Origin of the sequence: Pseudoleptotrichia goodfellowii, assembly GCF_007990505.1 — a bacterium.
Lineage (GTDB): Bacteria > Fusobacteriota > Fusobacteriia > Fusobacteriales > Leptotrichiaceae > Pseudoleptotrichia > Pseudoleptotrichia goodfellowii.
This window is the reverse complement of the sequence record NZ_AP019822.1, coordinates 1,074,808-1,100,938: the sequence shown is the minus strand read 5'-3', so window position 1 is coordinate 1,100,938 and position 26,131 is coordinate 1,074,808. Positions and strand designations below refer to the sequence as shown.

Below are 26,131 nucleotides of genomic sequence, written 5' to 3'. Positions count from 1 at the left end.
GTCGGTAAAATATAACTATCTCGGTATTTCTTCCAAAATATACGATTCTATTATGTCGCCTTCTTTTATATCATTGAAGTCTTTAATTCCGATACCGCATTCCTGTCCCATAACGACTTCTTTTGCATCGTCTTTAAATCTTTTCAGTGATTCAAGCTCTCCGTCAAAAATTATTATTCCGTCTCTTATAATTCTTATTTTCGATGTTCTGCTTACTTTTCCGTCTACGACTATAGCTCCTGCTATATTTCCTACATTGGAAATTTTAAACACCTGTTTTACTTCTATTCTTCCAAAGTAAATTTCTTTAAATTCAGGATCAAGCATACCTTTCATCGCTTTTTCTATTTCTTCGGTTACATGATAAATTACGTTATAATTTCTTACTTCTACTCCTGTTTTTTCCGCTTCTATTCTAGCAGGAGTAGTCGGTCTTACATTAAATGCTATAACTATGGCATTTGAGGCTTCGGCAAGTTTCACATCCCCTTCGGTTACCGCACCGGCACTCGCCTGAATAATGTTTATCATAACTTTATCATTGGATAATTTTTGTAAAGATTCTTTTAAGGCTTCTACAGAACCTTTGGAATCAGCTCTTATGATACATTTAAGTTCTTTAAGCTGTTGTTCTTCCAATTCCTGAGATAAACTTTCCAACGAAATATGTTTCTTTTTATTCTGTTCGTTTACTTTTCTTTCTTTTATAAAGTCTTCGACTATTTTCTTAGCCTGTTTATCATTATTTACACCGTAAAGCACATCTCCTGCATTAGGCACATCACTGAATCCGGTAATTTCCACAGGTTGGGATAAAAGTCCTTTTTCTATTTTGTTTCCTCTGTCGTCGACCATGGATCTTACTCTACCGTGAGCTTCCCCCGCTACAAATATATCTCCGATTTTAAGTTCACCTTCCTGTATAAGTATATCCGCAACGGCACCCATTTTCGGATCCAGTCTTGATTCTACGACTACAGCTTTTACTCTTTTTTTTGGATTTGCTTTCAACTCAAGTAATTCCGCAGTAATCAATATTGTTTCAAGTAATTCTTCGAGGTTTATTTTCTGTTTTGCGGAAATTTCTACAAATTCAGTATTTCCGCCCCAGTCAGGAGACATTAATCCGTATTCTGTAAGTTCCGTTCTGACTTTCATAGGATCGGCTCCCGGTTTATCTATTTTGTTTATTGCAACTATAATAGGTACGCCTGCTTCTTTCGCATGGGAAATAGCTTCTACAGTCTGAGGTTTTACACCGTCATCGGCAGCAACTATCAATATGGAAATATCAGTAATATTCGCTCCTCTTGCTCTCATTTCCGTAAAGGCTTCGTGCCCCGGAGTATCTATAAATGTGATTTTTTGACCTTTCCAGTTTACCTGATAAGCTCCTATTCTTTGAGTAATTCCTCCCGCTTCTCCTTCTATTACGTTTGTATGTCTTAACGCATCAAGCAGTGAAGTTTTTCCGTGATCTACGTGTCCCATAATTGTTATAACCGGAGCTCTTGTTATCAAATCCTGTTCTCTGTCTTCTATTTCAAGATGATATTTTTCTCCGTAACTTATTTCTTCTATTTCTTCTTTTTCCACAATTACTTCATAATCAAGAGCCACTTCTTCAGCTTCTTCAAAAGATAAAATTGCATTTGCAGTCAGCATTTTTCCCTGCATAAAGAATTTTTTTATAATATCCGAAACGTTTATTCCAAGTTTTTCCGCCAGATCTTTAATAATAATTTCTTCACCTATTGTTATCATTCCTATACTTTCGCCTTCAATTCTTATTATCTCGTCCTTCATAACCTTTTCCTGTTTTTTCTTACTTTTTTTCTTTTTATCGTCTTTTCTAAAATCCGATCTTAATTCTCTTAATTTTTTTTCTTCTTCTTTCTGTTTCTTTTCTTTTTCGTATTTCTTTTTATCGAATTTAGCTTTTCCTTTTGTATTTACTTTAGGCTTTTCGGCTATAGGAGCAGCTCCTGCAGAATCGCTTTTCGGCACTTCTTTTTTATTTTTATTTCCGAAACCTCTGTCATTTCTGTCATTTTTGTAATCATCTTTTTTGCCGTCAAAAGATTGACGATTATCTCTTTTTTTGAAATCTTTTTTATCGTTATCAAATCTTTTAGTACCGTCAAATCTTTTGTTATCTCTGTTTCCCTGATTACTTCCCTGACCTTCTTTATTTCTGAAGTTTCCTTTATTCTGGTAATTTCCTTTATCGTTTCTGTCGAAGTTTCTGTTGTTCTGACCTTCCCTGTCTCCCTGATTATCTCCGGCATTCTTATTATATCTGTCTCCCTGACGCTCTCTGTTTCTATCTCCGGACTGATATCTGTTTTCTCTTCCGTAATGATTATCTTTATCAGATTTCTCAAAACTTTTTCCGAAATTCTTGTCACGATTTCTGTTATCGTTATATCTGTTATTATCCTGATTTCTCTCATTATGCTTATTATTAAATTTCTTTTCGTTTCTGTTGAAATTATTTTTTGAAGCATCTTTATTATCGGCTATCGTTTCTTTCACAACACTCTCTTTTTCAATTTTGATTTCTTTATGCTGATTTTCCTGTTTATTCACTTCTTTTTCCGGTTTTGCATTTACCTCTGCAACAGATTTTCCTGCATTATCCGAATTTACTGTTTCTTTGTTTTTTACCGGCTCTTTTACATTATTTCTATTTTCAGGCTTCCTGTTTTTTGTACTGAAAACCAGTTTTTCTTTTATAACGTGTCCTTTATTGGTATTTTCTTTATGCTCGGTTGTTTTCGATTCGTTATTTCCGCTTTTTTTGTGACTGTCTTCATTATTACTTCTATTTTCATTTGAAAGTTTTTCTTTTATTGAATTTACTTCATCATCTTCTAACTTATTATTAGGATGATTTTTTCCCTGAATTCCGATTTTATGGAGTTTTTCAATAAAATCCGCAGTTTTATAGCCCATAAACTTAGCCAATTCGTGTACTTTCATTTGTCACCTCCACTTTATTCAATATCCCGTTCACGACCTTTTTATCTACAATCCCTATTACATTTACATCTTTTGAAAAAATTTCCTCCAACTGTGATTTCTTTTCAATTTTGATGACTTTAAAGTTAAACTTTTCTTTCAATCTTTTAAAGTCTTCGATATATTTTTTATTAATATCTTCAGGAATTACAAGCAGTTTAACTTTATCCTTTTTTATTCCTTCGATATTTTCATCTATTCCGAACACAAAATAATCGGAATTTTTCATAGGTCGTAAAATGTCAATTATATTTTTTTTATTTTTCTCTATTTTTTTTAACATTTTCAGTAATTCTTCTATTTCAATATTATATTTTCTATGTTTTGAAAGTTTATGAATACATTCCGAGTTCTTACAGATATAAGCTCCTCTGCTTTGTATTTTATTATTCTCATCAAAAACATATTTATCATTAATCATTGAAATTCTGAAAAATTCACTTTTTTCTTTTTTACTTCTACAACATATACATGTTCTTTCGGGTATCAAATATTCTCACCTTCTGTTTTAGTTATTCTTCTTCGTTCTCTTCTCCGATTTCGTCAACTTCTACATTTTCTTCGGATTTTACCGTGTGAATATCTATTTTTATGCCGCAAAGTCTTGCAGCCAGTCTTGAATTTTGTCCCTTTTTACCTATAGCTAACGAAAGCTGTTCTTCGTCAACTTCCACTCTTGCAATCTGCTCTCCGTCTTCTTCTATTATTTCTACGGATATTACTTCGGCAGGATTCAAAGCATTTTTTACAAAATATCTTATATCCTCATCCCAAAGAACCACATCGACTTTTTCTCCTTTAAGCTCATCAATGATACTCTGTATTCTCATTCCGCTTTTACCGATACAGGCTCCTTTTACATCCAGATTCGGATCTTCGGAATAAACTGCTATTTTCGTTCTGCTTCCTGCTTCTCTTGCAATCTGTTTTATCTGTATCGTACCGTCTTCAATTTCAGGGATTTCCAAATTAAGCAGTCCTCTCATCAACTCTTCCACTTTTCTCGAAAGGAAACATTTTGTATATTTTGTAGACTCTTCAACAGCTCCGACATATACTTTCAATCTGTCTCCCTGAACAAATTTATCTGCTTCGGATAATTCTTTTTCGGGAACGATTGCTTCCAAACCGTTTATATCAATATAAAGATTACCTTTTTCATCGGTTTTTCTAACAACTGCCGATACAATTGATTTTTCAATCTGCTTGAATCTGTTAAAAATATTTTTCTTTTCACATTCTCTTACTTTCTGAACGATAATCTGCTTAGCATTTTGAATAGCATTTCTTTTAAAGTTTTCAGCATTAATTTCAAAGTCTATAGTTCCTCCCAATTTGGACTTTTTCTTTAAAGCCGTTGCATCTTCAAGGCTGATTTCTTCTTCGGGTCTTTCGACTTCTTCAACTATTGTTTTTCTTGAAAAAACTTTTACTTCTCCTGTTTCTCTGTTTATAGAAATTTCAGCATTATCTTTATCTCCGTAATTTTTTTTGTATGCCGCTAAAAGAGCTGTTTCAACTGCTTCCAGCAATTCTTCCTTGACTATTCCCTTTTCTTTTTCCAGTTCATCAAGTGCTTCCAAAAAGATTCTTTGATCTTTTGATTTCATTACTCCTCCTCTTTCTCCAATGTGTCATTTGGCAATTCATATATTAAATTTGCTTTTTTCAATTTTGATAGCGGTATTTCAACTGTTTTACCGATATTCTCATCACTCAGAAAAATTGTATCATTTTCAAATTTCTCAAGTTTTCCCTCAAAGGTCTTTTTTCCTTCAATCTGACTTTTTGAATGAAGTTTTATTTTTTCTCCCGAAAATCTTATAAAATCTTTTTCTTTTTTCAACTTTCTCTCGACTCCGGGTGTAGAAACTTCCAAATAAAATTTTTCATTTATTAAATTATCAGCTAAACCGTCTATTTTACTGCTTAATTCAATACAATCATCCAAACTTGTAGTTCCGTCTTTTTTTTCGACATATACCCTTAAATAATTATATCCCCCTTCCTGAATATATTCCAAATCTGAAAGTTCCAAATCAAGACTGTCTAAACTGTCCTGAATTTCCTTTTCAAATTTACTTAAAATTTCTTCCAAAATTATCACCTCATATACAATTTCCTGTTTCAAAACCACTCTTTTCACTGAGTATTACCTAAAAGTAAAGAGTGGGACAACCCACTCTTTCTGTCAAATATTCTGTTCTTAAATTTATAATATCATATTTTTAAGTATTTTGCAACTTTTATTTTAAATTTAAAAATCTATTCCGAATCCTACCATATTTAATCCGACATATATATTTTCAAAGCCACTTCATCGTCAAAAGGAATAGGAATAGCAACTATCTTTTTCCCTGCGTCTATCAATCTTGCGATAATTTCATTCTGCTCTTTCGGAACATATCCGACTTTTTCCTTATTTGCATTAAAAGCAGCTACCGCATTTAACGACACCCCGTTAAATTCTCTGTAAAGATCCAGTATGTGTGCATCTTTTATTTTCAACCCGAAATTTCTTATATATTTTGTTCCCGACAAATATGTATCCAGCAAAAAAATACGTTTGGATTTTGGAATGTACTTATCAATAAGTATTTTAGAATATTCAAACATCATTTCTTTTCCCAGTCTTATTTTTTCTTCTCGACCGTTTTTTTTCTGTATAACAAGTATTCCGTTCCCGAACTGATATTCATTTATCATATAATTTCTCTGATTTTTAAGAAACTCGAAATAATCCATCATTTCTTCAAAAATCATTACTTCTTTCTGAGTTATCTGAAAAGAACCTTTTTTTATTTCCACAGCATCATTTTCAATATACGAATAATAAAATCTTCCGTCAGAAAAAATTTCTATATCGTAATTTCCCCCGTAATACAGCCCCTCAAATTCGAGTTTTATCCCACTGAAAGTATTTGACAGCATATTTCACCTCTTCATTATTTTATATTATTTCCACATTAGGTTTCAGTTTATATATTACATCTTTTCTTTCGACTATAATTGTTACTTTCTCTTTTAATTCCTTATCTTTTTTCAGCCTCTCCAATAACCTTTTAGCAGGATTTATAGCAACAGCATTTCCTGCTTTTTTGAACATCGTTAAATCTCCCGTAGTATCTCCGTAAGCATACGATTTTCCCAAATCAATATCATATTTCCCGCAAAAATCTGCTATGGCTTTCTTTTTACTTTTAGCATCCCACATAGGTATTACTTCCCCTGTAAATATACCTTTATCGTTAACAAGGTATTCTGAGCCTCTGTAATCTTTGACTCCGTATCTTTCAGCCATTTTTGCCACAAGAAAATCAGGACTTCCTGAAATTATAATTACTTTATGACCTTTGTTTATGTGATATTCCAGTCTTTCTCTCGTGTATTTATACACTCTGTTTCCTCTTAGATCTATAACTCTCTTCGCAATAAAATCCATATCCTCTTTTTTGAAATTTTTCAATGCTTCGACATAAGTTTCCACTAATTCTTCCAAATAATCGTCATAATCTCCGGTCCTTGTCTCCCATTTGGAAAATTTTTCCTTTACTTTACCTTCCCATGACATTATATCTATATACTCATATTTTACAAGCATTTTAAAATGCTCTATAAGCAATGAATTTCTATGAATTGTACCGTCTATATCAAAAAATGCAGCTATATTTTTTGCCATTAGATCACCTTCCATTCCTTTCATATTATCCCCACCCTTTTCCCTTTATTTATATATTATATCATATTTTAAGTTTTTCTTCTAACTTATTCGCCTTTATTTGCTATATAATCTCTAAAAAATTTCATTAAAGTGCAAGACAAACTAAATTGATTAAACATATTATCATAAAATATTCCAATAGCTGCATGTTACCGATTATACTTCATCAATAATTAGCTTTACTTTATTAAAAACTTCATGTATTTCTCCATCTGTCTGAATTATATAATCAGCTCCACGAATAAGTAACGGCTCAATTTCCTGTTTGTTACGCACTATCTGCTCCCATTCTTCCTTATCTTTTCCATAATTATTATTTTGTCTTTTATTAATTCTTTCCTTCATTACTTCTAACGAAGCCGTTAAAACAATGACCGCACTCATCAAAGGATAAATTTGACCCTGATTAGCCTCGCATACCGCAAGAATCAGATTTTTATCCGAAATAGAATTTATATATGACAGCAACTTATCTATAGAGATTAATCTCTCCTTCGTTTCAATATCTACCTCGATATAATCAGTCTCATCCAAATCAATGCAAATTGTATTTTCATCCTGCAACATCGACAGGATTGTTGTTTTTCCAACACCGGACATCCCTGTTAAAAGAATTCGTTTTTGACAGTTCATGACTTTACCCTCCGTTACATAATTTACATCTACAAATTCTTCGGATTTTTTAATCCAAGTTCAATATATCCTGACGGTCTCATTCTATTTTCATTTTCCAATAACCAGTCATGCAATTCATCTCTTGTTTCAAATAATATTACAGGCAACTTTTCGTGTAATTCGTCTAATTTATTCATATAAAATATCCCTATTTTCAAATATTTTTTAATGTATTATAGCATATGCATATATTAATGTCGATTGAAAAATGTACCGTTATTATCACTGTAGTCATCTCAAATTAAAAAACTATCAGTAATTTTTACTTTACTAAAAAAGACTGTTCCAAAACAGAATTTTTCTATTTTTACAGTCTTTTTTTAATTAAATGTCTTCGATTTCACTATCAAAATACAAATAATAATATAATTTCAATTTTATAAAATAAATCAAACATCTTTTTCCGAAAAACTCTCCAAGCATTCCAAAAGTTTATTAAAAACCTCAACATTTCTTATTTGTTGCAAATATCGCAAATCAATTATTCTTTCAGATTTTATATGCCGAAAAAACTCCGCATCCCATAATTCGGTTTTGCAAAAACCCTTTTCAGGATCGTATTTAAGAAAATCGTATTTGTCAAGATTTTTTCTGAAATATTTCAATTTGGCAAAACAAAGTTGATATTTTCTCGATATTATTTCCAGCATACCGTTATTTAAAACAAATTTATGTGAAAAATACACCCGCTCAGGCGTCTGATTTTTCTTGCATATCCAACGTCTTCGGGAATTCAGCTCCAATCTGTATTTATCTATAAACTTCAATTCCTCTTCAGATAATTCACTTCTCAATTTTCTTTCCAGTTCTGCAAGTTTTTCATCTTTCATAACTTTCCCCGTTTATTATGAATTTTTAGAATTTTCGTATTTCTTTCTCTCATTTCCGTTCAAATATTTTTTTCTCAATCTTATATTATTAGGAGTAATCTCCACAAGTTCATCATCGGCAATATATTCCAAAGCCAATTCCAGCGTAAACTCTTTCGGCGGTGCAAGTTTCAAGGCATCATCACTTCCCGCAGCCCTCATATTCGTAAGTTTTTTACCTTTACATACATTTACTATCAAATCATTTTCTCTGGAATGTTCTCCGACTATCATTCCTTCGTATACTTCAACTCCCGGACCTATAAACAGTATTCCTCTCGGCTGCAGATTATTCAAAGAATATCCGATACTTGTTCCCGGTTCAAGTGCTATCAGCACACCTTTTCTTCTTCCTGTAACATCTCCTTTATAAGGTTCGTATTCATAAAATGAATGGTTTAAAATTCCTGTTCCTCTAGTTTCTGTCAAAAATTCATTACTGAATCCTATAAGCCCTCTCGAAGGCACTTTAAACTCAAGTCTTGTGTATCCGTCACTTCCCTGAGCCATATTTATCATTTCACCTTTTCTCAATCCCAGTTTTTCAATAACTACTCCTACAAATTCATCGGCAACATCAATTATAGCAAGTTCCACAGGCTCCATTTTTATACCGTTCTCTTCTTTATAAATAACTTCAGGCTTGGACACTGCCACTTCATAGCCTTCTCTTCTCATATTTTCGAGCAAAATGGATAATTGAAGTTCCCCTCTTCCTTTTACTATAAAAGCATCGGGAGAGTCGGTCATTTCAAGCCTCATACTCACGTTATGATTTACTTCCTTAGTCAATCTTTCCAAAAGATTTCTAGAAGTTACGTATTTCCCGTCTTTTCCCGCAAAAGGAGAATCATTTACTAAAAACGTCATTGCCAATGTAGGCTCATCTATATCAATCAAAGGCAATGCTCTCGGATTTTCCTTGTCTGTAACCGTTTCTCCTATATCTATTTTATCAATCCCTGCAATAGTAATTATATCCCCTGCGACAGCTTCATCCATTTCTATTTTTTTCAGTCCGTCATAACCGTAAATTCTTGAAACTTTACTGTTTACAAGTTCTCCATCCCTTTTTATCAATATAACTTCCTGATTTTTCTTTATTTTTCCGTTATAAATTCTTCCCGTTCCTAATTTTCCTACGTATTCATCATACTCGGTATTTGTAACAAGCATTTGCAGCGGCTCGTTTTCATCTCCGTCAGGATCTTCCACATGTTTCAAAATCATATCGTACAAAGGTTTCATATCCTTGTCTTCATCTTCAATATTGATTTTTGCAAAACCGTTTTTTGCCGAAGCATATACCACAGGAAAATCAAGCTGCAAGTCATTCGCTCCCAAATCCACAAATAAATCAAATACAGAATCCACAACACCGTCAGGATCCGAATTCGATCTGTCTATTTTATTTATTACTACAATAGGTCTGAGTCCATGCTCAAGTGCCTGTTTCAATACGTATTTTGTCTGAGGCATTACCCCTTCAAACGCATCTACAAGCAAAAGTACCGAATCCACCATTTTCAATATTCTTTGCACTTCTCCTCCGAAATCCGCATGTCCCGGTGTATCTACTATATTTATTTTATATCCTTCATAATGAATGGATGCATTTTTGGAAAATATTGTAATCCCTCTCTCTTTCTCCAAATCATTACTGTCCATTACTCTTTCATCGACTTTTTCATGCTCGCCGAACGTTCCCGACTGTTTTAATAATGCATCTACCAAAGTCGTTTTCCCGTGATCTACATGGGCTATAATTGCTATATTTTTAATTTTGATACTCATTTTTACTCCTTAATTAATTTTGTGTTTTTCATTATAACATACTTTTTTAAAAAGCAAAAAAACTTTCTCAGATTTTACTGATTCAAAAATTCAAAAAGGAGATGTCTCCCCATAGAAAATATATTTTCTAAAAATCCTCTGTGTTTTGAAAATAAACCGATCACAGTAGGAGGAAATATGAGAGTAATGTTAAACTCTCATTTGAGACATCCCCTTATAAATTCACTATTATTTTTTATTTTTTCTTTCAAGTTCTCTTCTTTCTCTTCTTGATAAAGGTACTTCCTGCTGAGCTGCATCCTGTCGTCTGTCAGATTCTGTAAATTCTCCGTCATTCTCGTCAATATTTTCATGTTCGTATTTTACATTTTTGACTTCTTCACGTCTCAAATTTGCAGTTTCTTCCTCTTCCCTCAATCTCAATTTTAATATAAAGGAACTTGTTTCTCTTTTGATTGCATCTATCATTTCGTTGTAAATATCAAATCCTACGATTTTATAATCGTGAATAGGATTTCTCTGACCGTAAGATCTTAATCTTATTCCTTCTCTCAATTCTGTCAAATCTTTTAAATGCTGTCTCCACTTCTGATCCAATACTTCAAGCATTATATATCTTTCTATTCTTCTGAATGTTTCTTCTCCGATTAACTGCTCTTTCATATTGTATCTTTCGCTTAAATCTCCGTAAACTTTATCTATTATAGTTTCTTTATCTTCATTTCTGAGGTTTTCAGGCAATTCATAATCAAAGATTTCTCTGAATTTATCCTGCAAAAGATTCATTTCCCCTTCTTCGTATCCTTCGCTTACAAGAGCAGAATTTACAGTTTCTTCTACAGTTTCTCTCATCATACTTAAAATCAGTTCTTTCAATTCCTCATTTTTAAGCACCTGATCCCTTTGAGTGTAAATAACTTCCCTTTGAGTGTTATTTACATCATCGTATTCAATAAGGCTTTTTCTTGACGAGAAGTTTCTGCTTTCTATTCTTTTCTGAGCATTTTCCACAACTTTCGTAATCTGTTTATGTCTTATTTCCTCGTCTTCATCAAGTTTCAGGAATTTCATCATGGATTTGAGTTTATCTCCTCCGAACAATCTCATTAAATCGTCTTCTGCCGACAAATAAAATTCCGATGTTCCCGGATCTCCCTGTCTTCCCGCACGTCCTCTTAACTGATTGTCTATACGTCTGCTTTCATGTCTTTCAGTACCTAAAATAAACAATCCACCGGCTTCTATAACTTTCTTTTTATTTTCTTCACAATCTCTCGCATAAGCACTGTACGCTTCTTTATATTCATCAGTACCTTTTTCAGCCACTTTCAATGCAAACGATTCAGGATCTCCTCCAAGTTTTATATCCGTTCCCCTACCTGCCATATTTGTAGCGATAGTAACTGTTTTATATCTTCCTGCCTGAGCGACTATTTCCGCTTCTCTTTCATGATGTTTTGCATTCAGTATTTCATGAGGTATTTTCTCTTTTTTCAATAATGCCGATACATCTTCCGAATGTTGTATAGACGCTGTACCTACAAGCACCGGTTGACCTTTAGTATAAAGTTCTTTTATTTTTCTTGCGATAGCTCTGTATTTTGCAGCCTTTGTCATATATATTACATCAGCCAGATCCTGTCTTATGACAGGCTTATTCGTAGGAACTTCTATAACTCTCAATTTATAAATTTGCTTAAACTCGTCTTCTTCCGTTTTTGCCGTTCCCGTCATTCCTGAAAGTTTTGTATACATTCTGAAATAATTCTGTAAAGTAATCGTTGCTAAAGTTTGGTTTTCGCCTGCTACTTCCAGTTTTTCCTTAGCTTCTATCGCCTGATGAAGTCCGTCGGAATATCTTCTTCCTTCCATAAGTCTTCCTGTAAACTCATCTACGATAATTACTTCTCCGTCAGCATTTATAATATAGTCTCTGTCCAGTTTAAATAACTCTTTTGCTTTCAGTGCCTGTGTAAGAAAGTGTGTCAACTCCACATTTTCAGGCGAGTACAAATTATCAATTTTCAATATTTTTTCTACATTTTTAATACCTTTATCAGTAATTGTAACTGTGTGGGATTTTTCGTCAACTTCATAATCTTCCCAATCTTCATCAGGTATTACAGTATTTTTCTTATCTTTTATTTCTTCCGTCTTATAACTTCTTTTCAATCTTGTCGCTACATCTGCGAAAGTATTATACCATTCTGTAGTTTCTTCGGCTGCTCCCGATATAATTAACGGTGTTCTTGCCTCATCTATCAAAATCGAATCTATCTCATCGACAATGGCATAATTATGACCTCTTTGAACTTTGTCTTCCAGTTCTCCGACCATATTATCTCTCAAATAATCAAATCCGAATTCATTGTTTGTTCCGTAAGTTATATCCGCATTATATGCTCTTTTTCTCTGTTCGTTTGTAATGTTGGCTATAATAACTCCCGATGTAAGCCCGAGAAAATCATAAATTTCTCCCATAGTATCTCTATCCCGTTTTGCCAGATAGTCATTAACAGTTACTACGTGAACTCCTTTTCCTGTAAGTGCATTCAGATAAATCGGCAATGTCGACATCAGAGTTTTTCCTTCTCCGGTTTTCATTTCCGCAATTCTTCCGTTATGAAGTATCATTCCTCCGATTAACTGAACATCGTATATTCTCATTCCTGTAAGCCTTTTAGCTGTTTCTCTCACTGTAGCAAAAGCCTCTACAAGCAAGTCGTCAAGGGTTTCCCCTTTTTCGATTCTTTCTCTGAATTCGACCGTTTTATTTTTCAATTCATCGTCCGTCAATTTTTCAAATTCAGGCTCTATATTATTAATATGATCCACAAGCCTTCTCATTCTCTTTATTTCACGCTCATCGGCAGTTCCGAATATTTTTTTCCCTAAACTTTTTAACATTTTATTATTAATTAAAGACTGTTTCAATTATCCGTAAGCTTTTTACTGTACGGACTTTATTCTGTTTCAGCTTCTACACTGCAATTCAATACTATCCTGAAACAATCTTTTCTCCCTTCTTTAAAATTCTATTTTTATAATCCAAATTATTAAAAAATAAAATTTTCTATTCAATCAATCTCAGATTATTCTGCCCTCTTTTCAAATTTCCTATACTTAAAATATCTGTTTTAAAAACATTATTTATAGTTTCCCCGATAAAAGACATAGAAAAATTGGAAATCATATTCCTATTTCCAATAAAAAATTTATTTTCAGCTGATTTTTTTTCTTTTTCTTTCTGTCTTTCAATACGTTTCAGCTCTTTTTTCAGCTGTTTATCGTATTTTATACTTTCTATCCGATTTACTTCGGATATTAACTGTTTTATATCTTCGTAACTTAGATTATTCTCATCTACAAGAACGTTTAATTGCCTGTTAAAACCTGCTGTTCCCGAAAGACTCGAATAACTCATAACAAAAACAAAACACGTTATTATAAAAATTATTCTTTTATTTTTCTTCATTTACATTCTCCGAATTTTTTGACATTCCAAAATATTATATCATTATTTCTACCCAATGTCTATTCAATAAATTTACCCCTGTTTTCTTATTTTTTCCAGAACATCTTTATCAAATTTTTCTTTTTTTAACATTTCTATCTCAAACTTATAAGGCGGAACTGTCTTCGCTCCTTTTTCTTCTGTCAACCCGACATATGGAGTTTCCAGTATTTTCGGCAAATGAGCAAATTTTTCATAATGAGCTATTTTATTTAAAGCTTCAAAGCCTATTGTTCCGAATCCTAAATTTTCATGTCTGTCTTTCATTGCTCCTCTGGGATTTTTACTGTCATTTAAGTGAATAACGGATATTCTGTCTATCCCGACTATTCTGTCAAACTCTTTTATTACACCTTCAAAATCATTCACAATATCATATCCTGCATCATTTACATGGCATGTATCAAAGCATACGGATAATTTATCTTTTAACTTCACTCCGTCTATTATTTTGGCTATTTCCTCAAAACTTCTTCCGCATTCGCTTCCTTTTCCTGCCATTGTTTCGAGTGCAACAGTCGTTTTCTGTTCTTTTGTAAGAACTTCGTTCAGCCCTTCTACTATCTTTGCTATTCCCACTTCTGCCCCTTCTCCCACGTGAGCTCCCGGATGAAGGACTATTCTCGGTGCACCTATTGCGTCTGTTCTTTCTATCTCCGTTCTCAAAAACTGCACTGCTATTTCAAAGGTTTCAGGCTTTACAGCATTTCCAAGATTTATTATGTACGGTGCATGAACTACAATATCATCTACCGAAATATTATTTTCTTTCATTAATTTAAGTCCCGCTTCAATATTAAGTTCCTCTATAGGCTTTCTTCTCGTATTTTGAGGTGCTCCCGTATATATCATAAATGTATTTGCCCCGTATGAAAGAGCCTCTTCCACAGAACCTAAAAACATCTTTTTCCCGCTCATTCCCACATGGGATCCTATTTTAAACATCTTTCCTCCTGTTTTTCTCTCATTTTATATAAAAATATTCCCACAGCAATACTCACATTCAACGACTCTATATTTCCGTATATAGGAATAATTGATTTTATATCCGAATTTTCTATAAAATAGTCGGACACTCCGCCCCCTTCATTTCCGAATATATAAGCATTCTTTTTCTTTAACTCTATCTTTCCGTAAGAAACGGCATCCTCATGTAATGCCGTCGTTATTATCAAATATTCTTTTTCTTTTAAAAATTTCAAAATATTTTCAGGAGTTTCATATATTATGTTCAAATTAAATATTCCTCCCATTGTAGCCCTCACTGTTTTCGGATTATAGACATCCACAGAACCTTTAGTAAGTATGAGATTTTTAAATCCCGCCGCTTCCATAGTTCTCATTATTGTCCCTAAATTTCCTGGATCCTGAACATCATCAAGAACTACGACATCTTCTTCTATATCATTAATAGAATTAAGGTCTTTGGAAAATAAAAATATTATTCCCTGACTGTTTTCCTGTGTGGAAACTTCTTCAAACAAATCATCTTTCAGTACAGTTACATTATTATACTCTTCAATATTGTATTTCTCATTGAAATAATCATATTTCGACTCTTTTATAATAATTTTATTGAAATTGATATTTTCATTTAAAAATTTTTCTCCTTCAGTCTTGAAAATATTATTTTCATCTCTGTATTTTTTTTTATCCAGTTTTTTTAGCAATTTATAAAATTTATTATCAGGACTTGTTACTATATTTTTCATTAATACTCCTAAATTATCTCACATTCATTCCTATAGGCTCTCCGCCGAGTATATGATAGTGAATATGATAAACCTGCTGTCCACCGTTTTCATTTATGTTTGTTACTACTCTGTATCCTTCTTCATTGATACCGAGTATTCTTGCTACTTTTGCCACTGTAAGTTGCAGTTTCCCCAATAATTCCAAATCTTCTTCAGTCGCAGTATCAAGATTTTTTATTTCTTTTTTAGGTATAACAAGAACGTGAACTTTCGCTGCAGGATTAATATCATGAAAAGCTAAAAATTCATCGTCTTCATAAACTATATTTGCAGGTATTTCTTTATCTATTATTTTTTTAAATATTGTCGACATATTATTTTTCCTCCTCTATTTTTCCTACTCTTCTTGCATGTCTGCCACCTTCAAATTCAGTATTTATAAATGTATCGACACACATTGCCGCAAGTTCATCTCCTAAAACTCTGGCTCCCAATGCAATAACATTGGCATCATTATGAAGTCTCGACAGTCTTGCCGTAAATTCATTATGTACAAGTGCCGCTCTTATTCCTTTCACTTTATTTGCAGAAATTGAAATTCCTATTCCTGTTCCGCAAATCAACACTCCGTATTTCGCTTCTCCACTCAATACTTTTTCAGCAACTTCTTTTGCAATGTCCGGATAATCAACAGAATCAAGAGTATCCGTTCCGACATTAGTTACTTCATGTCCTTTTTTTCTCAGAAATTCTACAATTTTATGTTTTAAATCGACCCCTGCATGATCGTTTCCTATGGCTATTTTCATAATTCTAATTATCTCAACGAGGACTTATTATCGCCCTTCATACTCCCTCTGTCCGTGTTCCTGACTCCTTTCATCGGATGAGAAAACGTGGAAGTTTAAAGAAAAAAATTTATTTTTTCTTTTTGAAATAATTTACTCCTTTCTATTTATAATCGAATAATTTTCTGTTTATTTCAATATATCCAATATCTCTTTCGGCAATCTTTTCAATTTGCCCGATTTATCCACCATTACATTTAATGTTTCGGCAGTAGCTTTCAAAACATTATCTTTTCCGTATATCTCATAAGAAAATTTTATTTTAATACTTGTTAATTCTTTTAACTCAATAAAAATTTCAACATCCTCATCATAACCTACCGAATTTATATATTCTATGCTTAAAGACTTTACAGGCATCATAATTCCCATATCTTCTATTTCTTTGTAAGGCAATTTATCTCTGAAATATTCCGTCCTTGCGATTTCCATCCATTTCAGATAATTGGCATGATAAACAACACCCATATGGTCAGTATCATAATAGTACGTTCTTATTTTAAAACTCTTTTTCATTTGCCTGTTACTACATCTCCTTAACTTCTATTTTTACGATTTTTTTCTCTTTTTTTGCAATGGAAGAAATAAGAACTCTCAAAGAGCTTATAACTCTGCCGTTTTTCCCGATTATTTTTCCTATATCATCTTTTATCACATTAATTGTAATATCTACAACTTTACCTTTTTCATTGCTTTCTATTGTATAATTTCCGTTTGATTCCAATAAATTTTCAAGCCAGAAATTAACTGTTTCAAAATATTTATTCATCATCATCTCCCGTTTTTTAAGTATTTTTCTGTTTTTTTAATTATTCTGAATGTTATAAAATTCCCAACCATTCTCTTTTTTCGATAATTTCTATAAAAATATCTTTTTTCCTCAATCTTTCGATTATATTATCAATATCATCAAGAAAAAAAGAATTTGTAATTATTTTTATAAGACCGTTTCTGTTATCCAGTGTTCTTACATTTCCCACATCTTCATAAGCTTCCACTATTTTATTTATAAAATCTATATGTTCCCTTTTCGTTTGAATTATATATTCCCAGCTTTTCACTTTGCTATTCTCCCGATTCATTTTCCAATATTTTTATGAAGTCTATAAATTCCTGAACGGAAAATTCTTCAGTTCTTGCTAATGAAGTTTTTCCGACTTTTTGCAAAACACCTGATATTTTTTCTTTTCCGAATCCTAATTCCGACAAATTATTTGAAATACTTTTTCTTTTATTGGAAAAAGCCTTTTTCAAATATTTAAAATATTTTTCTTCGGATATTTGACTTTCATATCTTTTATCTTTCAATAAAACTATTTTCAAAAAAGCCGAATCCACTTTAGGAACGGGATCAAATTTTTCTTTTGGAACTGTAAATAAATATTCAGTTTCTGCAAAAAATTGCACCGCATGAGTAAGTATACTCATATTTTTACTGCGAGGCTTTGAAGAAATTCTTTCGGCAACTTCCTTTTGAACCATAAGATAAATTTCCGATATATTATCTCTAAATTCTATAAGTCTGTTTATAATAGGCGATGTTATATAATAAGGAATATTCGCAACAACTTTTATATTTTCTCTGTCTTCCAAATATTCCCCAAGATTTATTTCCAAAAAATCTTTATGCACTAATAAAAAATTATCTTTATCTTTAAATTTCTTATTCAGTACAGGAATCAAGTCATCATCTATCTCGAAAGCAGTAAGATGTTTAGACTTTTCAATAAGTTTTTCCGTTAAAAATCCAAGTCCCGGTCCTATTTCCACCACTTCGGTATTTTTATCAATATCCGCCTCTTCCAAAATCCTGTCGGACAGCTCGCCGTCAGTTAAAAAATTCTGTCCATATTTTTTCTTAGCAATATTTTTTTCGTTTCCGTATTTTTTATTTTTTCCCAATTTTTCTCCTGTTATTTATACAATTCTTCGGCTGCAAGAGCAACATAAGGGATATTTCTGTATTCTTCCTTAAAATCAAGTCCGTATCCCAAAACAAATTCATTCGGTATTTCAAAACCTACATACTGAACATCAATTTCCACTTCTCTTCTCTCTTTTTTATCCAGCAAAGTACAGAGAGAAACTTTTTTAGGTCCACGACCTCCCAATAATTTCAATATTTTCTTCAAAGTTAATCCGGAATCTATTATATCTTCAATTACAAGTACGTTTTTCCCTTGAACCGAATTTTCCAAATCTTTTAAAATTTTTACTTCCCTCGTAGTTTCAAAACCGTTTCCGTAACTCGAAACTTCCATAAAATCCATTACCAAAGGAAGTTTTATTTCTCTCACAAGATCTGCCATAAAGATTATAGACCCTTTCAGCAATCCGACTACAACTAAAGGTGCATCATCATCTTTAAAGTCTTTTGTAATTTCTTTTCCTAACTCTCTGATTCTGCTTGCAATCGTTTCTTTTGTGATTAATTGTCTGGCAATACCGAATTCCCAATCCTTTTTCATTTCAATAACTCCGTTCTTTTTAAAATTTTTCAAATATAATTTGAATAACTCTAATCAAATTGTGTATTTAAAGGATTATATCATTTTTTTGACGTGAATTCAAGTTTATTCGACCTTTTTTAAATTGGGAATTTCAGCTGTATTTGCTGGTAAACTTAATATTTTTCGTATTTTATGAATATACTTTTTATTTGTTTTTATATGCTTTGTAATGCTTTTTCAATATCTTCTATCAAATCTTCCGCATCTTCTATTCCTACTGATAATCTCACCAGCCCTGAAGTTACTCCCATTTTAAGCCTTTCCTCTTCAGGAACACACGCATGAGACATTTTCACAGGATAGGAAAGTATTGATTCTACTCCTCCCAAACTCACAGCTACAATAGGATATTTCACTTCTTTGAAAAACTTTCTCACTTTCTCACAGCAACCCAAGTCGAAAGACAATACCGCTCCGCCGCTTAATGACTGTTTTTTATTTATTTCGTATCCTTCATGACTTTTAAGTCCCGGATAATAAACTTTTTCTACCTTCGGATGTTTTTCCAGATATTCCGCTATTTTCAGAGCAGTTTTCGAGCTTTTTTTCATTCTTATTTCCATAGTTTTCATACCACGCATTAAAAGCCAGCATTCTTCCACTCCCGGTAATGCTCCCAAAACTATTTGCTGCTTTTTCAGTTCTTTGTATATATCTTCATTGTCAGTTACTATCATTCCCAAAACTACATCACTGTGTCCGTTTAAAAATTTTGTAGCACTATGTATTACTATGTCTACTCCCAAAGGGATAGGATTTTGATATTGAGGTGTCATAAATGTATTGTCTATTATTGTCAACAATTTATATTTTTTCGCTATATCAGCCACTCTTTTTATATCCGTTATTTTTAACAAAGGATTTGAAGGAGTTTCCATATAAAAAGCTTTCGTATTCTCCTTTATCGCTTTTTTCCATTCATCAAGATTTGTTTCATCAACAAAAGTTACCTCTATTCCAAACCTTGGAAATACTTCGTTTGCGAGCTGAAAAGCCCCTCCATAAACATCTTTACACATTACAATGTGATCTCCATGAGAAAATGACAACAAAACTGCCGTTATAGCTGCCATTCCCGAAGAAAATGCCAATCCGTATTTCCCTTTTTCAAGACAGGCTATAGCCTCTTCAAGGGCTTCCCTCGTCGGATTCCCGAATCTTGAATAAGTATATTTCTGATCATCGTCAATATTGCTCTGATGAAAAGTAGATGCCTGACATATAGATATTGATGAAGCTCCCGTTGATTCATCAATCATATTATAACCGTGTATAATCTTTGTTCCAAATTTCATTTCATTTCCATCCTTTAATCTTTATTTTTTTTATATATAAATAATAATGCCGGAAGAATTATATATCCTATAATCATTGCTGAAACTGCATACCAGTTAGTCATTTGTTCTCCCATATCATTTTTCAGAGAAAATTGTGCTATCCAGTTGAATTTTACTAACAAAAATATTGTTAAGATTAATGATAACACAGAAAAAACAACATCCGTAATATAGTTTTTGTTTGCATTAAGTACCTCTTCTTTATTTTTCCCGTAAAAGAAAGATATTACGCCCAAAGGAACTATAATAAACTGAACAAATCTCGAAATAGAGCTTATAATCATTATTCCCATCATGTTGTAATTAAAAGCCATAGGAATGATTATAGCCAATGCCGCTGTTACAAAAAATGCTCTCATAGGTAATCCGCTCTTAGTTCTTTTATCAAAATAAGTAGGAACCTGTTTTTCTCTCGCCATTGCTTCAAATACTCTCGGAGTATGAAATGATGCAGCAACGTTTATACCGAACATAGAAACTAAAGCTCCGTAAATTATAATATTGGAAATAATTTTATTTTTAAATACTGATGCTAATACAACAACTTCTTTAGACGTTACCAGAGATACGGGATCTATAAACATTGAAACCAACACTATTCCAAAATATATAGCAGCTATAATTCCTATAGCTAAAGGTATCGCTCTTGGAAGATTTTTTTCAGGATTTTCCATATCACTCGCTCCGCTGGCAACACTTTCAAATCCTGTAAAAGCATAAAATGCAGCTATTACAGCTGTAACAAATCCTGTTGTAGTCAAAGCCGGCACCAATTTTTCTCCTGCAGCATCTTTCAACAAATCAATTTCCGCTATATGATTTTGTCCTGTTTTTACTAAAATTACAACACCTGCAATAATAGTTATTCCTAATGCCGCCAATTTTCCTAATGTAGACAAATCACTAATAAAAGTCAATACTTGAGTTCCAACTAAATTTATAATTAAAAGAATTGCCATTAAAACTAAAAATCCTATTGTTATATTTACTGCATTTCCACTGTCTATATTAAATATTGATAATGTTGTTTTTACTACTCCTGTAGCCATGACTCCCCAAGCTATACTTGCTGCAACGAATCTTGTTATTCCGACATATAATCCTACATTCTCTCCAAATGCTGCTTTAGCATAAGCATAACCCGCTCCGTTTTTTGTTACATATTTTGCTGCAGATGCGAAAGTTATAGCCAATACTGCTGCGAAAACTGCTGCACACAAATATATCCAAGGTGCTAAGCTTCCTGATAATTTTGCTACACTTCCTGGAGATAAAAATATCCCCGTTCCTATAATTGAGTTTATTGTCAATAACACTATCGACCAAAATTGCATTTTCTTATTTCCTTCCATTGATGTTACTCCCTTCTAAGATTTATTATATGTTTAAGCTTTTACAATATCCCGATATTTTCATTATTAAAAATTATCAAGATAATATTTTTTTCTCATCATATTTTACATCATAAATTTTATTTTTGTCAATACGATATAATAATATTTTACAATATTTTTCGACTTTTGTATATATACAAAAACAACCCTTTAAAATCAGGGCTGTTTTATTATTATTTCTTTTCAATATCTTTAATAAGGGATAAAATCTTTTTCTCTTGTAAATGTAAGAATTTCTCCAAGATCAGTTTTCATTATCAATTTATCATTTTGCAATTCTATTCTTTTTACATTTTCAAGAATATCAAGATAATCCTGTTCAAGATCCATTTTTTCATTGGACCCTGCCATTGCAGTAACAGCTAATTTGGACACGGATATTTTCTTTCCGTTCACTTTATATCCTCCGAAATAGTTGTTCACTCCCGATTTTCCGCTTAACTCATCTTTGGATATATTAAGCGTAATTCCTCTTTTACTTACATCATCATCGGAAATTTTAATCAGTTTCCATTGAGTATTAACTATTTTTTGCTTAATATTACTTGTAACTGCTCTCTTTCTTGTTCTTACAGAAGCTGAAAAAGAGATATTGAATACTAAAAAGATTGAAACTAAAATCAAAATAATTTTTGTTTTCATGATTCCTCCTAATTTTTTTATTTCCAATCCAAAAATACCACAGTAAAATTTGAAATTTCTTTTAATATAGAAATAAAACAATTAGAATTTTTTTTAGTAATAATTTATTATTTTAAAACTGATAAATTAGTAACTTCTATAGCATAGTTATCAATATTTTGACCTGTCATCATAAAGATAAAATAACTTTCATTTCTAATAATTATAAGTCTTTTTGAATTTTAATTTCGGGCGTATTTGCAAAAATTATTCTATATAACTATTCTATTAAAGTGTAAGTTCTGTTTTTATTACTGCCATGTGCTTCCATTAATCCTAAAGATACAAATAATGACAAATATTTTCTAGCCGTAGGGGATGACTTACTGATTAACTTACTCACAACATTTGCTGTAACGCTCACATGAGTGTTTAAATACTTTTTAACTAAAAGATAAACTTTACTCTCGGTTGAGGTTAGTCCTTCAGGCAAATTCATTACTTTATCACTATAAATATCGCCCGTTTTATAAGCGATAAATGTTTCAAGTATGATATCCAACATAAATTCAATAAATAAATTTGAACTGTTTTCTTTATCTGCTTGACCTAATACATCATAATATGTTTGTTGATGTTCGTAAATTATTGTTTCAATAGGTAGCCAAGTAAAAATAGGATTCCAGTTAGCTAAAATAACTGTTTGCCACAATCTTCCCATTCGTCCGTTTCCATCTTCAAAAGGATGAATCATTTCAATTTCATAATGAAACACACAGCTTTTGATAATTTCCGGCGTATCATCTATTTGTCCCCAATGAAATAAATCATTCATCAATCCGGCAATAAACTGTGGTCTGGCTCCGATGTGTACAACATTACCTTTTTCATCACATATACCTACATCTTTGCTTCTATATTTTCCACTTTCATTAACAATATCTGCTGTCAATAGACTATGTGCTTTCAAAAAATCCAATTCATTATATGGATTTAATGTTAAAATTTTTCCATAGACGTCATAAGCATTTTTAACTTCCCTAATTTCTTTTGGATTTCCTAACACTCTTTTCCCATCAATAATAGCTGTTATCTGTTCAATGGTTAGAGAATTTTGCTCAATAGCTAATGAAGAATGAATAGATTTTATTCGATTTTCTTTTCTTAATTTCAAATCTTTTTCAATTTGAAACTCTAAGTTACCTATAGTTTTAGAAATTTCCACTACTTTATTCAGCATTGAGTTTGTAACTGTAAAGGGCGGTTTCATCTATATCTCCTTTAATTTTTTATTTTATTATACCATAAAAATAAATTTATCGCTCGTTTTTTAAGCGATAAAAGTAGCGATAAATGAGCGATAAAAAATTTCTGAGTTTTTCGAGTTTCGTAGTGAAAAGCATGAAAAAAGAGCAAAAAACTTTTTATTTATAATATACACAGAATTTTTGCTTTTGGGTTTTACTTTGTTAGAAAATTACTCTTTTTCTTACTTCATCTTCTTTCTGTATTTCCATATTTATTTCTATCTACTAAATATTTTTTAATGTCAGGTATGTTGAAAATATCATAAAACTAATAACCGTCATCTCCGTCATACGGAGTTTCTCCACTGTCTATACTGTCATAATCTTCCAATATTTCTTTTTCATATTCGGGATCATCAGAATATTGGGGGTCATAATCAGAACTGAACCCTGCATCTTCAAATTCTTTTTGAGTTTTTTTTATTTCCTTATCGTACTTTTTGCTGTCATACCCTCCTCCATAACTGTTATAACTTCTTCTATTTCCTGTATTTTCATTTTTAGATGAACTGTCTTTTTTATTTAACTCTTCCTGACTTACAGCTTTACAATCAAAAACAAGTGCTCTTTTATAAAAATCTAATATATCATTACTCAGTATTTGAAAGTTATTAAATTTTTTATTCTTTCTATGAATATAGAAGAAATCAGATAACTCCACACCTCTCAATTTTTTAATTTGTCCATTATCAAAAATCTGAACTTCACCGGGAATTATAATATTATCTCCCTCCCCCCCAAGAAACGTTTCAATAAGCACTTCCGAAGCCGAATATCTATATCCGTTTTTTTCCATAATTTTTACATTTCCTGATAATACAAAATAAGTTTTATCATTATACATTTTTTTATTCCATTTTTTAGAAGATGTTATAATCACATTTTTAGCAATATATGTGTAATCATTATATAATAATGTTTTCTCTTTTTTTTCACACTCATAAAGAGAACGTTCCAATCCCTCTTCATAAAAATTTTTATCGGAGAAATCACATCCCGTTTTTTCACAAATCTCTTTATATTTTTTCTGAAATTCAACATCTCTGTTTTTGTATATCACTACAAAAGTTGTAACGATTCCTGTTAAAAATAACAGTAATAACAATAAAAATAATAAAATATATCTTCTTTTAACTTTGTTATTAATAATTTCTTTTAATATATCGATTATTTTCATTTTTCATCACCTGTTTTATTGATTTATTTTTTATTTTACCAATTCTTTCCTAAACTTCTCATAGCTGTTCACCCAACCAAATTTTACAGTATCCGTTTTTTCTATATTTTATCAATAACAAAACAAATAAAAATTTCTCAAACCCTAAAGACTTTTCTATTTTTTATCTCCTATTTTAATTGCTGAGCTAACTTCTAAGATATTATCAGTCCTTTTTTCTTGCACTATTTTATAACATAAGTATTTTGCTAAGGTAGTAGCTGCTTCTCTGTTTTCAATTATAAAATTATTATTTTCATCTAATTTCAATTTTAATAATTCAGCTATTTCTATTCTTTTTAAACTATTTCTTAATTCTTCATTTCTTTCATTACTAAATGTTAAAAACATATTTCTGGATTGATTACTTTTCATTAATCTTTCTACTTTTTCTTTATCGCTAAATATTTCTAGCTCTAAAATTTGACTTATCTTTTCTTCTTTGATTTTATTTATTGCTTTTTCTAATTTAAAAAATTTCTCAAAATTATTATTAAAAACATACAATATGTCATTTAATACTATAAAATCAGTTTTAAAATAAAGTCTACACAATTTATCTGTAATTTCTTCTAATTCATCATAATCCGTTTTAAATAAATTTTTACCATTTTTAAAATTATAAATAGGATTTGCAGATTTCCCAAAAAATATGACATTTCCCCGATGCTCACCTCTTATTATATAGCCTTGATACTCTAATTTAGTATCCATTGTCCTAACGGAATTATTTATCGAATCTAATAGATATCTCCATTTCAATTTAATCAATTCATTATTAAGTAAAATTTTATCACACGAAGTTTTAGGATTATTTCCATTATACTCCATAACAGTTTCTAATTTTTTAACTTGATATTTTTTTACGCATTCTGTTAAAGATTTTATATACTCATTTAATTCTTTAATTTCTTTAAATGAATGTTTGTGTACTGTATATAAATTTTCCTCATCCGATCTTACTTTTCTTATATTGACAAAATATAAGTTCCAATCATATTTAATTAATTTTCCTTGATATTCTAGACTTTTTTCTAAAATTTCTTTACTCATTTATATAGCCTCCTAAATTTCTATTAATACTGTATTTTCAAAATCAAAATAATCAATTAATTTTGGTAACGATTGAGTCAAATTATTTCTACTCAAAACTAATACTTCTTTATTTTTCTCATCTTTTTCTATTTTACATTCATATATACTATATCCAATTATTTCTAAAATTATATTTGTATAAAAATTTTTATTTTTTATGCATAAAAAACTCAATGTTATAAAATATATTAAGAAAATTACTATCCCTTTCAACTCAGTAAAATCAAAAGAAATCATTGGCAATATATATGCTAATAGAAACTCTGATGTTAATTTATTTGAATTTTTTGCTTCTATAATTTTTCCTTCCTCTTTACCTTTTTTACCTCTTCTTATATTTCTTAATAATAGAAACATATAGATAAAACTACTAAAAACTAATAATGATAAAATAATTAGTAATATTATTTCAATATTATATTTTTCAAATTTTTCTTCTTTTTCATATATGCTCCAAATTTCTATTATTATTATTGAAATCCATAATGGAAAAAATGAAGTTATAAACATATTCC

Annotated in this window: 28 protein-coding genes; all 28 read right to left on the bottom strand. The window is 31.2% G+C overall.

Annotated features, from left to right (window positions below):
• Positions 1–15 precede the first annotated feature (15 nt).
• The 28 genes from infB to FVE72_RS05375 all read right to left on the bottom strand — a co-directional run bounded on the left by infB (position 16) and on the right by FVE72_RS05375 (position 26,126).
• Positions 16–2,982: a translation initiation factor IF-2 gene (gene infB / locus FVE72_RS05505; RefSeq protein ID WP_146966426.1), complete on the bottom strand. Its 2,967-nt coding sequence runs from the start codon at positions 2,980–2,982 to the stop codon at positions 16–18.
• On the bottom strand, positions 2,960–3,511 hold the full coding sequence (locus tag FVE72_RS05500; RefSeq protein ID WP_026737575.1) for a DUF448 domain-containing protein: 552 nt from the start codon (positions 3,509–3,511) through the stop codon (positions 2,960–2,962). Before FVE72_RS05500 ends, infB begins: the two co-directional genes overlap by 23 nt.
• Before the next feature lie 22 nt (positions 3,512–3,533).
• On the bottom strand, positions 3,534–4,631 hold the full coding sequence (nusA, locus tag FVE72_RS05495) for a transcription termination factor NusA (RefSeq protein WP_026737574.1): 1,098 nt from the start codon (positions 4,629–4,631) through the stop codon (positions 3,534–3,536).
• Positions 4,631–5,119: a ribosome maturation factor RimP gene (locus FVE72_RS05490; RefSeq protein WP_026737573.1), complete on the bottom strand. Its 489-nt coding sequence runs from the start codon at positions 5,117–5,119 to the stop codon at positions 4,631–4,633. The genes nusA and FVE72_RS05490 overlap by 1 nt, the downstream gene beginning before the upstream one ends.
• A gap of 188 nt (positions 5,120–5,307) precedes the next feature.
• Positions 5,308–5,952: an HIRAN domain-containing protein gene (locus FVE72_RS05485; RefSeq protein ID WP_006806399.1), complete on the bottom strand. Its 645-nt coding sequence runs from the start codon at positions 5,950–5,952 to the stop codon at positions 5,308–5,310.
• A gap of 19 nt (positions 5,953–5,971) precedes the next feature.
• Positions 5,972–6,724 carry an HAD family hydrolase gene (locus tag FVE72_RS05480; protein ID WP_232049490.1) on the bottom strand — a complete coding sequence of 251 codons (753 nt, stop codon included), beginning with the start codon at positions 6,722–6,724 and terminating at the stop codon, positions 5,972–5,974.
• A gap of 174 nt (positions 6,725–6,898) precedes the next feature.
• Positions 6,899–7,375, bottom strand: a complete 477-nt coding sequence (locus tag FVE72_RS05475; RefSeq protein WP_026737571.1) for an AAA family ATPase — start codon at positions 7,373–7,375, stop codon at positions 6,899–6,901.
• A gap of 29 nt (positions 7,376–7,404) precedes the next feature.
• Positions 7,405–7,554: a hypothetical protein gene (locus FVE72_RS11210; protein WP_154669370.1), complete on the bottom strand. Its 150-nt coding sequence runs from the start codon at positions 7,552–7,554 to the stop codon at positions 7,405–7,407.
• 252 nt (positions 7,555–7,806) lie between these two features.
• On the bottom strand, positions 7,807–8,247 hold the full coding sequence (locus FVE72_RS05470) for a hypothetical protein (RefSeq protein ID WP_026737570.1): 441 nt from the start codon (positions 8,245–8,247) through the stop codon (positions 7,807–7,809).
• Positions 8,248–8,262: 15 nt separating this feature from the next.
• Entirely contained in the window at positions 8,263–10,080 is a 1,818-nt protein-coding gene (gene typA, locus FVE72_RS05465; protein ID WP_081724181.1) for a translational GTPase TypA, read from the bottom strand.
• Positions 10,081–10,308: 228 nt separating this feature from the next.
• Positions 10,309–12,987: a preprotein translocase subunit SecA gene (gene secA / locus FVE72_RS05460; protein ID WP_026737568.1), complete on the bottom strand. Its 2,679-nt coding sequence runs from the start codon at positions 12,985–12,987 to the stop codon at positions 10,309–10,311.
• Between the two features lie 166 nt (positions 12,988–13,153).
• On the bottom strand, positions 13,154–13,555 hold the full coding sequence (locus FVE72_RS05455; RefSeq protein ID WP_051411754.1) for a hypothetical protein: 402 nt from the start codon (positions 13,553–13,555) through the stop codon (positions 13,154–13,156).
• Positions 13,556–13,627: 72 nt separating this feature from the next.
• The gene (locus FVE72_RS05450; protein WP_006806378.1) at positions 13,628–14,539 is read right to left on the bottom strand and encodes a deoxyribonuclease IV; all 912 of its coding nucleotides are present in this window, start codon (positions 14,537–14,539) and stop codon (positions 13,628–13,630) included.
• A complete protein-coding gene (locus FVE72_RS05445; protein ID WP_146966424.1) occupies positions 14,527–15,306 on the bottom strand; it encodes a TrmH family RNA methyltransferase in 780 nt (259 codons plus the stop codon). Before FVE72_RS05445 ends, FVE72_RS05450 begins: the two co-directional genes overlap by 13 nt.
• A gap of 13 nt (positions 15,307–15,319) precedes the next feature.
• Entirely contained in the window at positions 15,320–15,661 is a 342-nt protein-coding gene (locus FVE72_RS05440; RefSeq protein ID WP_006806414.1) for a histidine triad nucleotide-binding protein, read from the bottom strand.
• A gap of 1 nt (position 15,662) precedes the next feature.
• Positions 15,663–16,097: a ribose 5-phosphate isomerase B gene (gene rpiB, locus FVE72_RS05435; protein ID WP_006806411.1), complete on the bottom strand. Its 435-nt coding sequence runs from the start codon at positions 16,095–16,097 to the stop codon at positions 15,663–15,665.
• A gap of 168 nt (positions 16,098–16,265) precedes the next feature.
• Positions 16,266–16,652: an acyl-CoA thioesterase gene (locus tag FVE72_RS05430; protein WP_026737566.1), complete on the bottom strand. Its 387-nt coding sequence runs from the start codon at positions 16,650–16,652 to the stop codon at positions 16,266–16,268.
• Between the two features lie 10 nt (positions 16,653–16,662).
• A complete protein-coding gene (locus FVE72_RS05425) occupies positions 16,663–16,905 on the bottom strand; it encodes a KH domain-containing protein (RefSeq protein WP_006806396.1) in 243 nt (80 codons plus the stop codon).
• A gap of 52 nt (positions 16,906–16,957) precedes the next feature.
• Positions 16,958–17,218 (bottom strand): DUF4911 domain-containing protein, encoded by a 261-nt coding sequence (locus FVE72_RS05420; protein WP_026737565.1) that lies wholly within the window; start codon positions 17,216–17,218, stop codon positions 16,958–16,960.
• The gene (gene rsmA, locus FVE72_RS05415; protein WP_006806390.1) at positions 17,202–18,038 is read right to left on the bottom strand and encodes a 16S rRNA (adenine(1518)-N(6)/adenine(1519)-N(6))-dimethyltransferase RsmA; all 837 of its coding nucleotides are present in this window, start codon (positions 18,036–18,038) and stop codon (positions 17,202–17,204) included. Before rsmA ends, FVE72_RS05420 begins: the two co-directional genes overlap by 17 nt.
• A gap of 11 nt (positions 18,039–18,049) precedes the next feature.
• Positions 18,050–18,604 carry a hypoxanthine phosphoribosyltransferase gene (gene hpt / locus FVE72_RS05410; RefSeq protein WP_026737563.1) on the bottom strand — a complete coding sequence of 185 codons (555 nt, stop codon included), beginning with the start codon at positions 18,602–18,604 and terminating at the stop codon, positions 18,050–18,052.
• 197 nt (positions 18,605–18,801) lie between these two features.
• On the bottom strand, positions 18,802–19,941 hold the full coding sequence (locus tag FVE72_RS05405; protein ID WP_026737562.1) for a trans-sulfuration enzyme family protein: 1,140 nt from the start codon (positions 19,939–19,941) through the stop codon (positions 18,802–18,804).
• A gap of 14 nt (positions 19,942–19,955) precedes the next feature.
• Positions 19,956–21,335, bottom strand: coding sequence for an APC family permease (locus FVE72_RS05400; RefSeq protein WP_006806392.1), 1,380 nt, complete (start codon positions 21,333–21,335; stop codon positions 19,956–19,958).
• Between the two features lie 234 nt (positions 21,336–21,569).
• Positions 21,570–22,019: an META domain-containing protein gene (locus tag FVE72_RS05395; RefSeq protein ID WP_026737561.1), complete on the bottom strand. Its 450-nt coding sequence runs from the start codon at positions 22,017–22,019 to the stop codon at positions 21,570–21,572.
• 259 nt (positions 22,020–22,278) lie between these two features.
• On the bottom strand, positions 22,279–23,268 hold the full coding sequence (locus FVE72_RS05390) for a Fic family protein (RefSeq protein ID WP_026737560.1): 990 nt from the start codon (positions 23,266–23,268) through the stop codon (positions 22,279–22,281).
• A gap of 305 nt (positions 23,269–23,573) precedes the next feature.
• Positions 23,574–24,482 (bottom strand): hypothetical protein, encoded by a 909-nt coding sequence (locus FVE72_RS05385; protein WP_026737559.1) that lies wholly within the window; start codon positions 24,480–24,482, stop codon positions 23,574–23,576.
• 156 nt (positions 24,483–24,638) lie between these two features.
• On the bottom strand, positions 24,639–25,574 hold the full coding sequence (locus FVE72_RS05380; protein ID WP_026737558.1) for a Kiwa anti-phage protein KwaB-like domain-containing protein: 936 nt from the start codon (positions 25,572–25,574) through the stop codon (positions 24,639–24,641).
• A gap of 12 nt (positions 25,575–25,586) precedes the next feature.
• Complete coding sequence (locus FVE72_RS05375) at positions 25,587–26,126, bottom strand: hypothetical protein (RefSeq protein ID WP_146966419.1); 540 nt, start codon at positions 26,124–26,126, stop codon at positions 25,587–25,589.
• Positions 26,127–26,131 lie beyond the last annotated feature (5 nt).

What these genes read in the sequence shown, in the direction of transcription:
- infB (WP_146966426.1), bottom strand. Translation starts at nt 2,982, where the DNA reads ATGAAAGTACACGAATTGGCTAAGTTTATGGGCTATAAAACTGCGGAT.
- FVE72_RS05430 (WP_026737566.1), bottom strand. Translation starts at nt 16,652, where the DNA reads ATGAAAAAGAGTTTTAAAATAAGAACGTACTATTATGATACTGACCAT.
- secA (WP_026737568.1), bottom strand. Translation starts at nt 12,987, where the DNA reads ATGTTAAAAAGTTTAGGGAAAAAAATATTCGGAACTGCCGATGAGCGT.
- FVE72_RS05485 (WP_006806399.1), bottom strand. Translation starts at nt 5,952, where the DNA reads ATGCTGTCAAATACTTTCAGTGGGATAAAACTCGAATTTGAGGGGCTG.
- FVE72_RS05455 (WP_051411754.1), bottom strand. Translation starts at nt 13,555, where the DNA reads ATGAAGAAAAATAAAAGAATAATTTTTATAATAACGTGTTTTGTTTTT.
- FVE72_RS05470 (WP_026737570.1), bottom strand. Translation starts at nt 8,247, where the DNA reads ATGAAAGATGAAAAACTTGCAGAACTGGAAAGAAAATTGAGAAGTGAA.
- rpiB (WP_006806411.1), bottom strand. Translation starts at nt 16,097, where the DNA reads ATGAAAATAGCCATAGGAAACGATCATGCAGGGGTCGATTTAAAACAT.
- FVE72_RS05420 (WP_026737565.1), bottom strand. Translation starts at nt 17,218, where the DNA reads ATGAATCGGGAGAATAGCAAAGTGAAAAGCTGGGAATATATAATTCAA.
- hpt (WP_026737563.1), bottom strand. Translation starts at nt 18,604, where the DNA reads ATGAAAAAGGATTGGGAATTCGGTATTGCCAGACAATTAATCACAAAA.
- nusA (WP_026737574.1), bottom strand. Translation starts at nt 4,631, where the DNA reads ATGAAATCAAAAGATCAAAGAATCTTTTTGGAAGCACTTGATGAACTG.
- FVE72_RS05425 (WP_006806396.1), bottom strand. Translation starts at nt 16,905, where the DNA reads ATGAATAAATATTTTGAAACAGTTAATTTCTGGCTTGAAAATTTATTG.
- FVE72_RS05475 (WP_026737571.1), bottom strand. Translation starts at nt 7,375, where the DNA reads ATGAACTGTCAAAAACGAATTCTTTTAACAGGGATGTCCGGTGTTGGA.
- typA (WP_081724181.1), bottom strand. Translation starts at nt 10,080, where the DNA reads ATGAGTATCAAAATTAAAAATATAGCAATTATAGCCCATGTAGATCAC.
- FVE72_RS05450 (WP_006806378.1), bottom strand. Translation starts at nt 14,539, where the DNA reads ATGTTTAAAATAGGATCCCATGTGGGAATGAGCGGGAAAAAGATGTTT.
- FVE72_RS05375 (WP_146966419.1), bottom strand. Translation starts at nt 26,126, where the DNA reads ATGTTTATAACTTCATTTTTTCCATTATGGATTTCAATAATAATAATA.
- FVE72_RS05380 (WP_026737558.1), bottom strand. Translation starts at nt 25,574, where the DNA reads ATGAGTAAAGAAATTTTAGAAAAAAGTCTAGAATATCAAGGAAAATTA.
- FVE72_RS05440 (WP_006806414.1), bottom strand. Translation starts at nt 15,661, where the DNA reads ATGTCGACAATATTTAAAAAAATAATAGATAAAGAAATACCTGCAAAT.
- FVE72_RS05385 (WP_026737559.1), bottom strand. Translation starts at nt 24,482, where the DNA reads ATGAAAATAATCGATATATTAAAAGAAATTATTAATAACAAAGTTAAA.
- FVE72_RS11210 (WP_154669370.1), bottom strand. Translation starts at nt 7,554, where the DNA reads ATGAATAAATTAGACGAATTACACGAAAAGTTGCCTGTAATATTATTT.
- FVE72_RS05480 (WP_232049490.1), bottom strand. Translation starts at nt 6,724, where the DNA reads ATGAAAGGAATGGAAGGTGATCTAATGGCAAAAAATATAGCTGCATTT.
- FVE72_RS05405 (WP_026737562.1), bottom strand. Translation starts at nt 19,941, where the DNA reads ATGAAATTTGGAACAAAGATTATACACGGTTATAATATGATTGATGAA.
- FVE72_RS05395 (WP_026737561.1), bottom strand. Translation starts at nt 22,019, where the DNA reads ATGAAAACAAAAATTATTTTGATTTTAGTTTCAATCTTTTTAGTATTC.
- FVE72_RS05390 (WP_026737560.1), bottom strand. Translation starts at nt 23,268, where the DNA reads ATGAAACCGCCCTTTACAGTTACAAACTCAATGCTGAATAAAGTAGTG.
- FVE72_RS05445 (WP_146966424.1), bottom strand. Translation starts at nt 15,306, where the DNA reads ATGAAAAATATAGTAACAAGTCCTGATAATAAATTTTATAAATTGCTA.
- FVE72_RS05400 (WP_006806392.1), bottom strand. Translation starts at nt 21,335, where the DNA reads ATGGAAGGAAATAAGAAAATGCAATTTTGGTCGATAGTGTTATTGACA.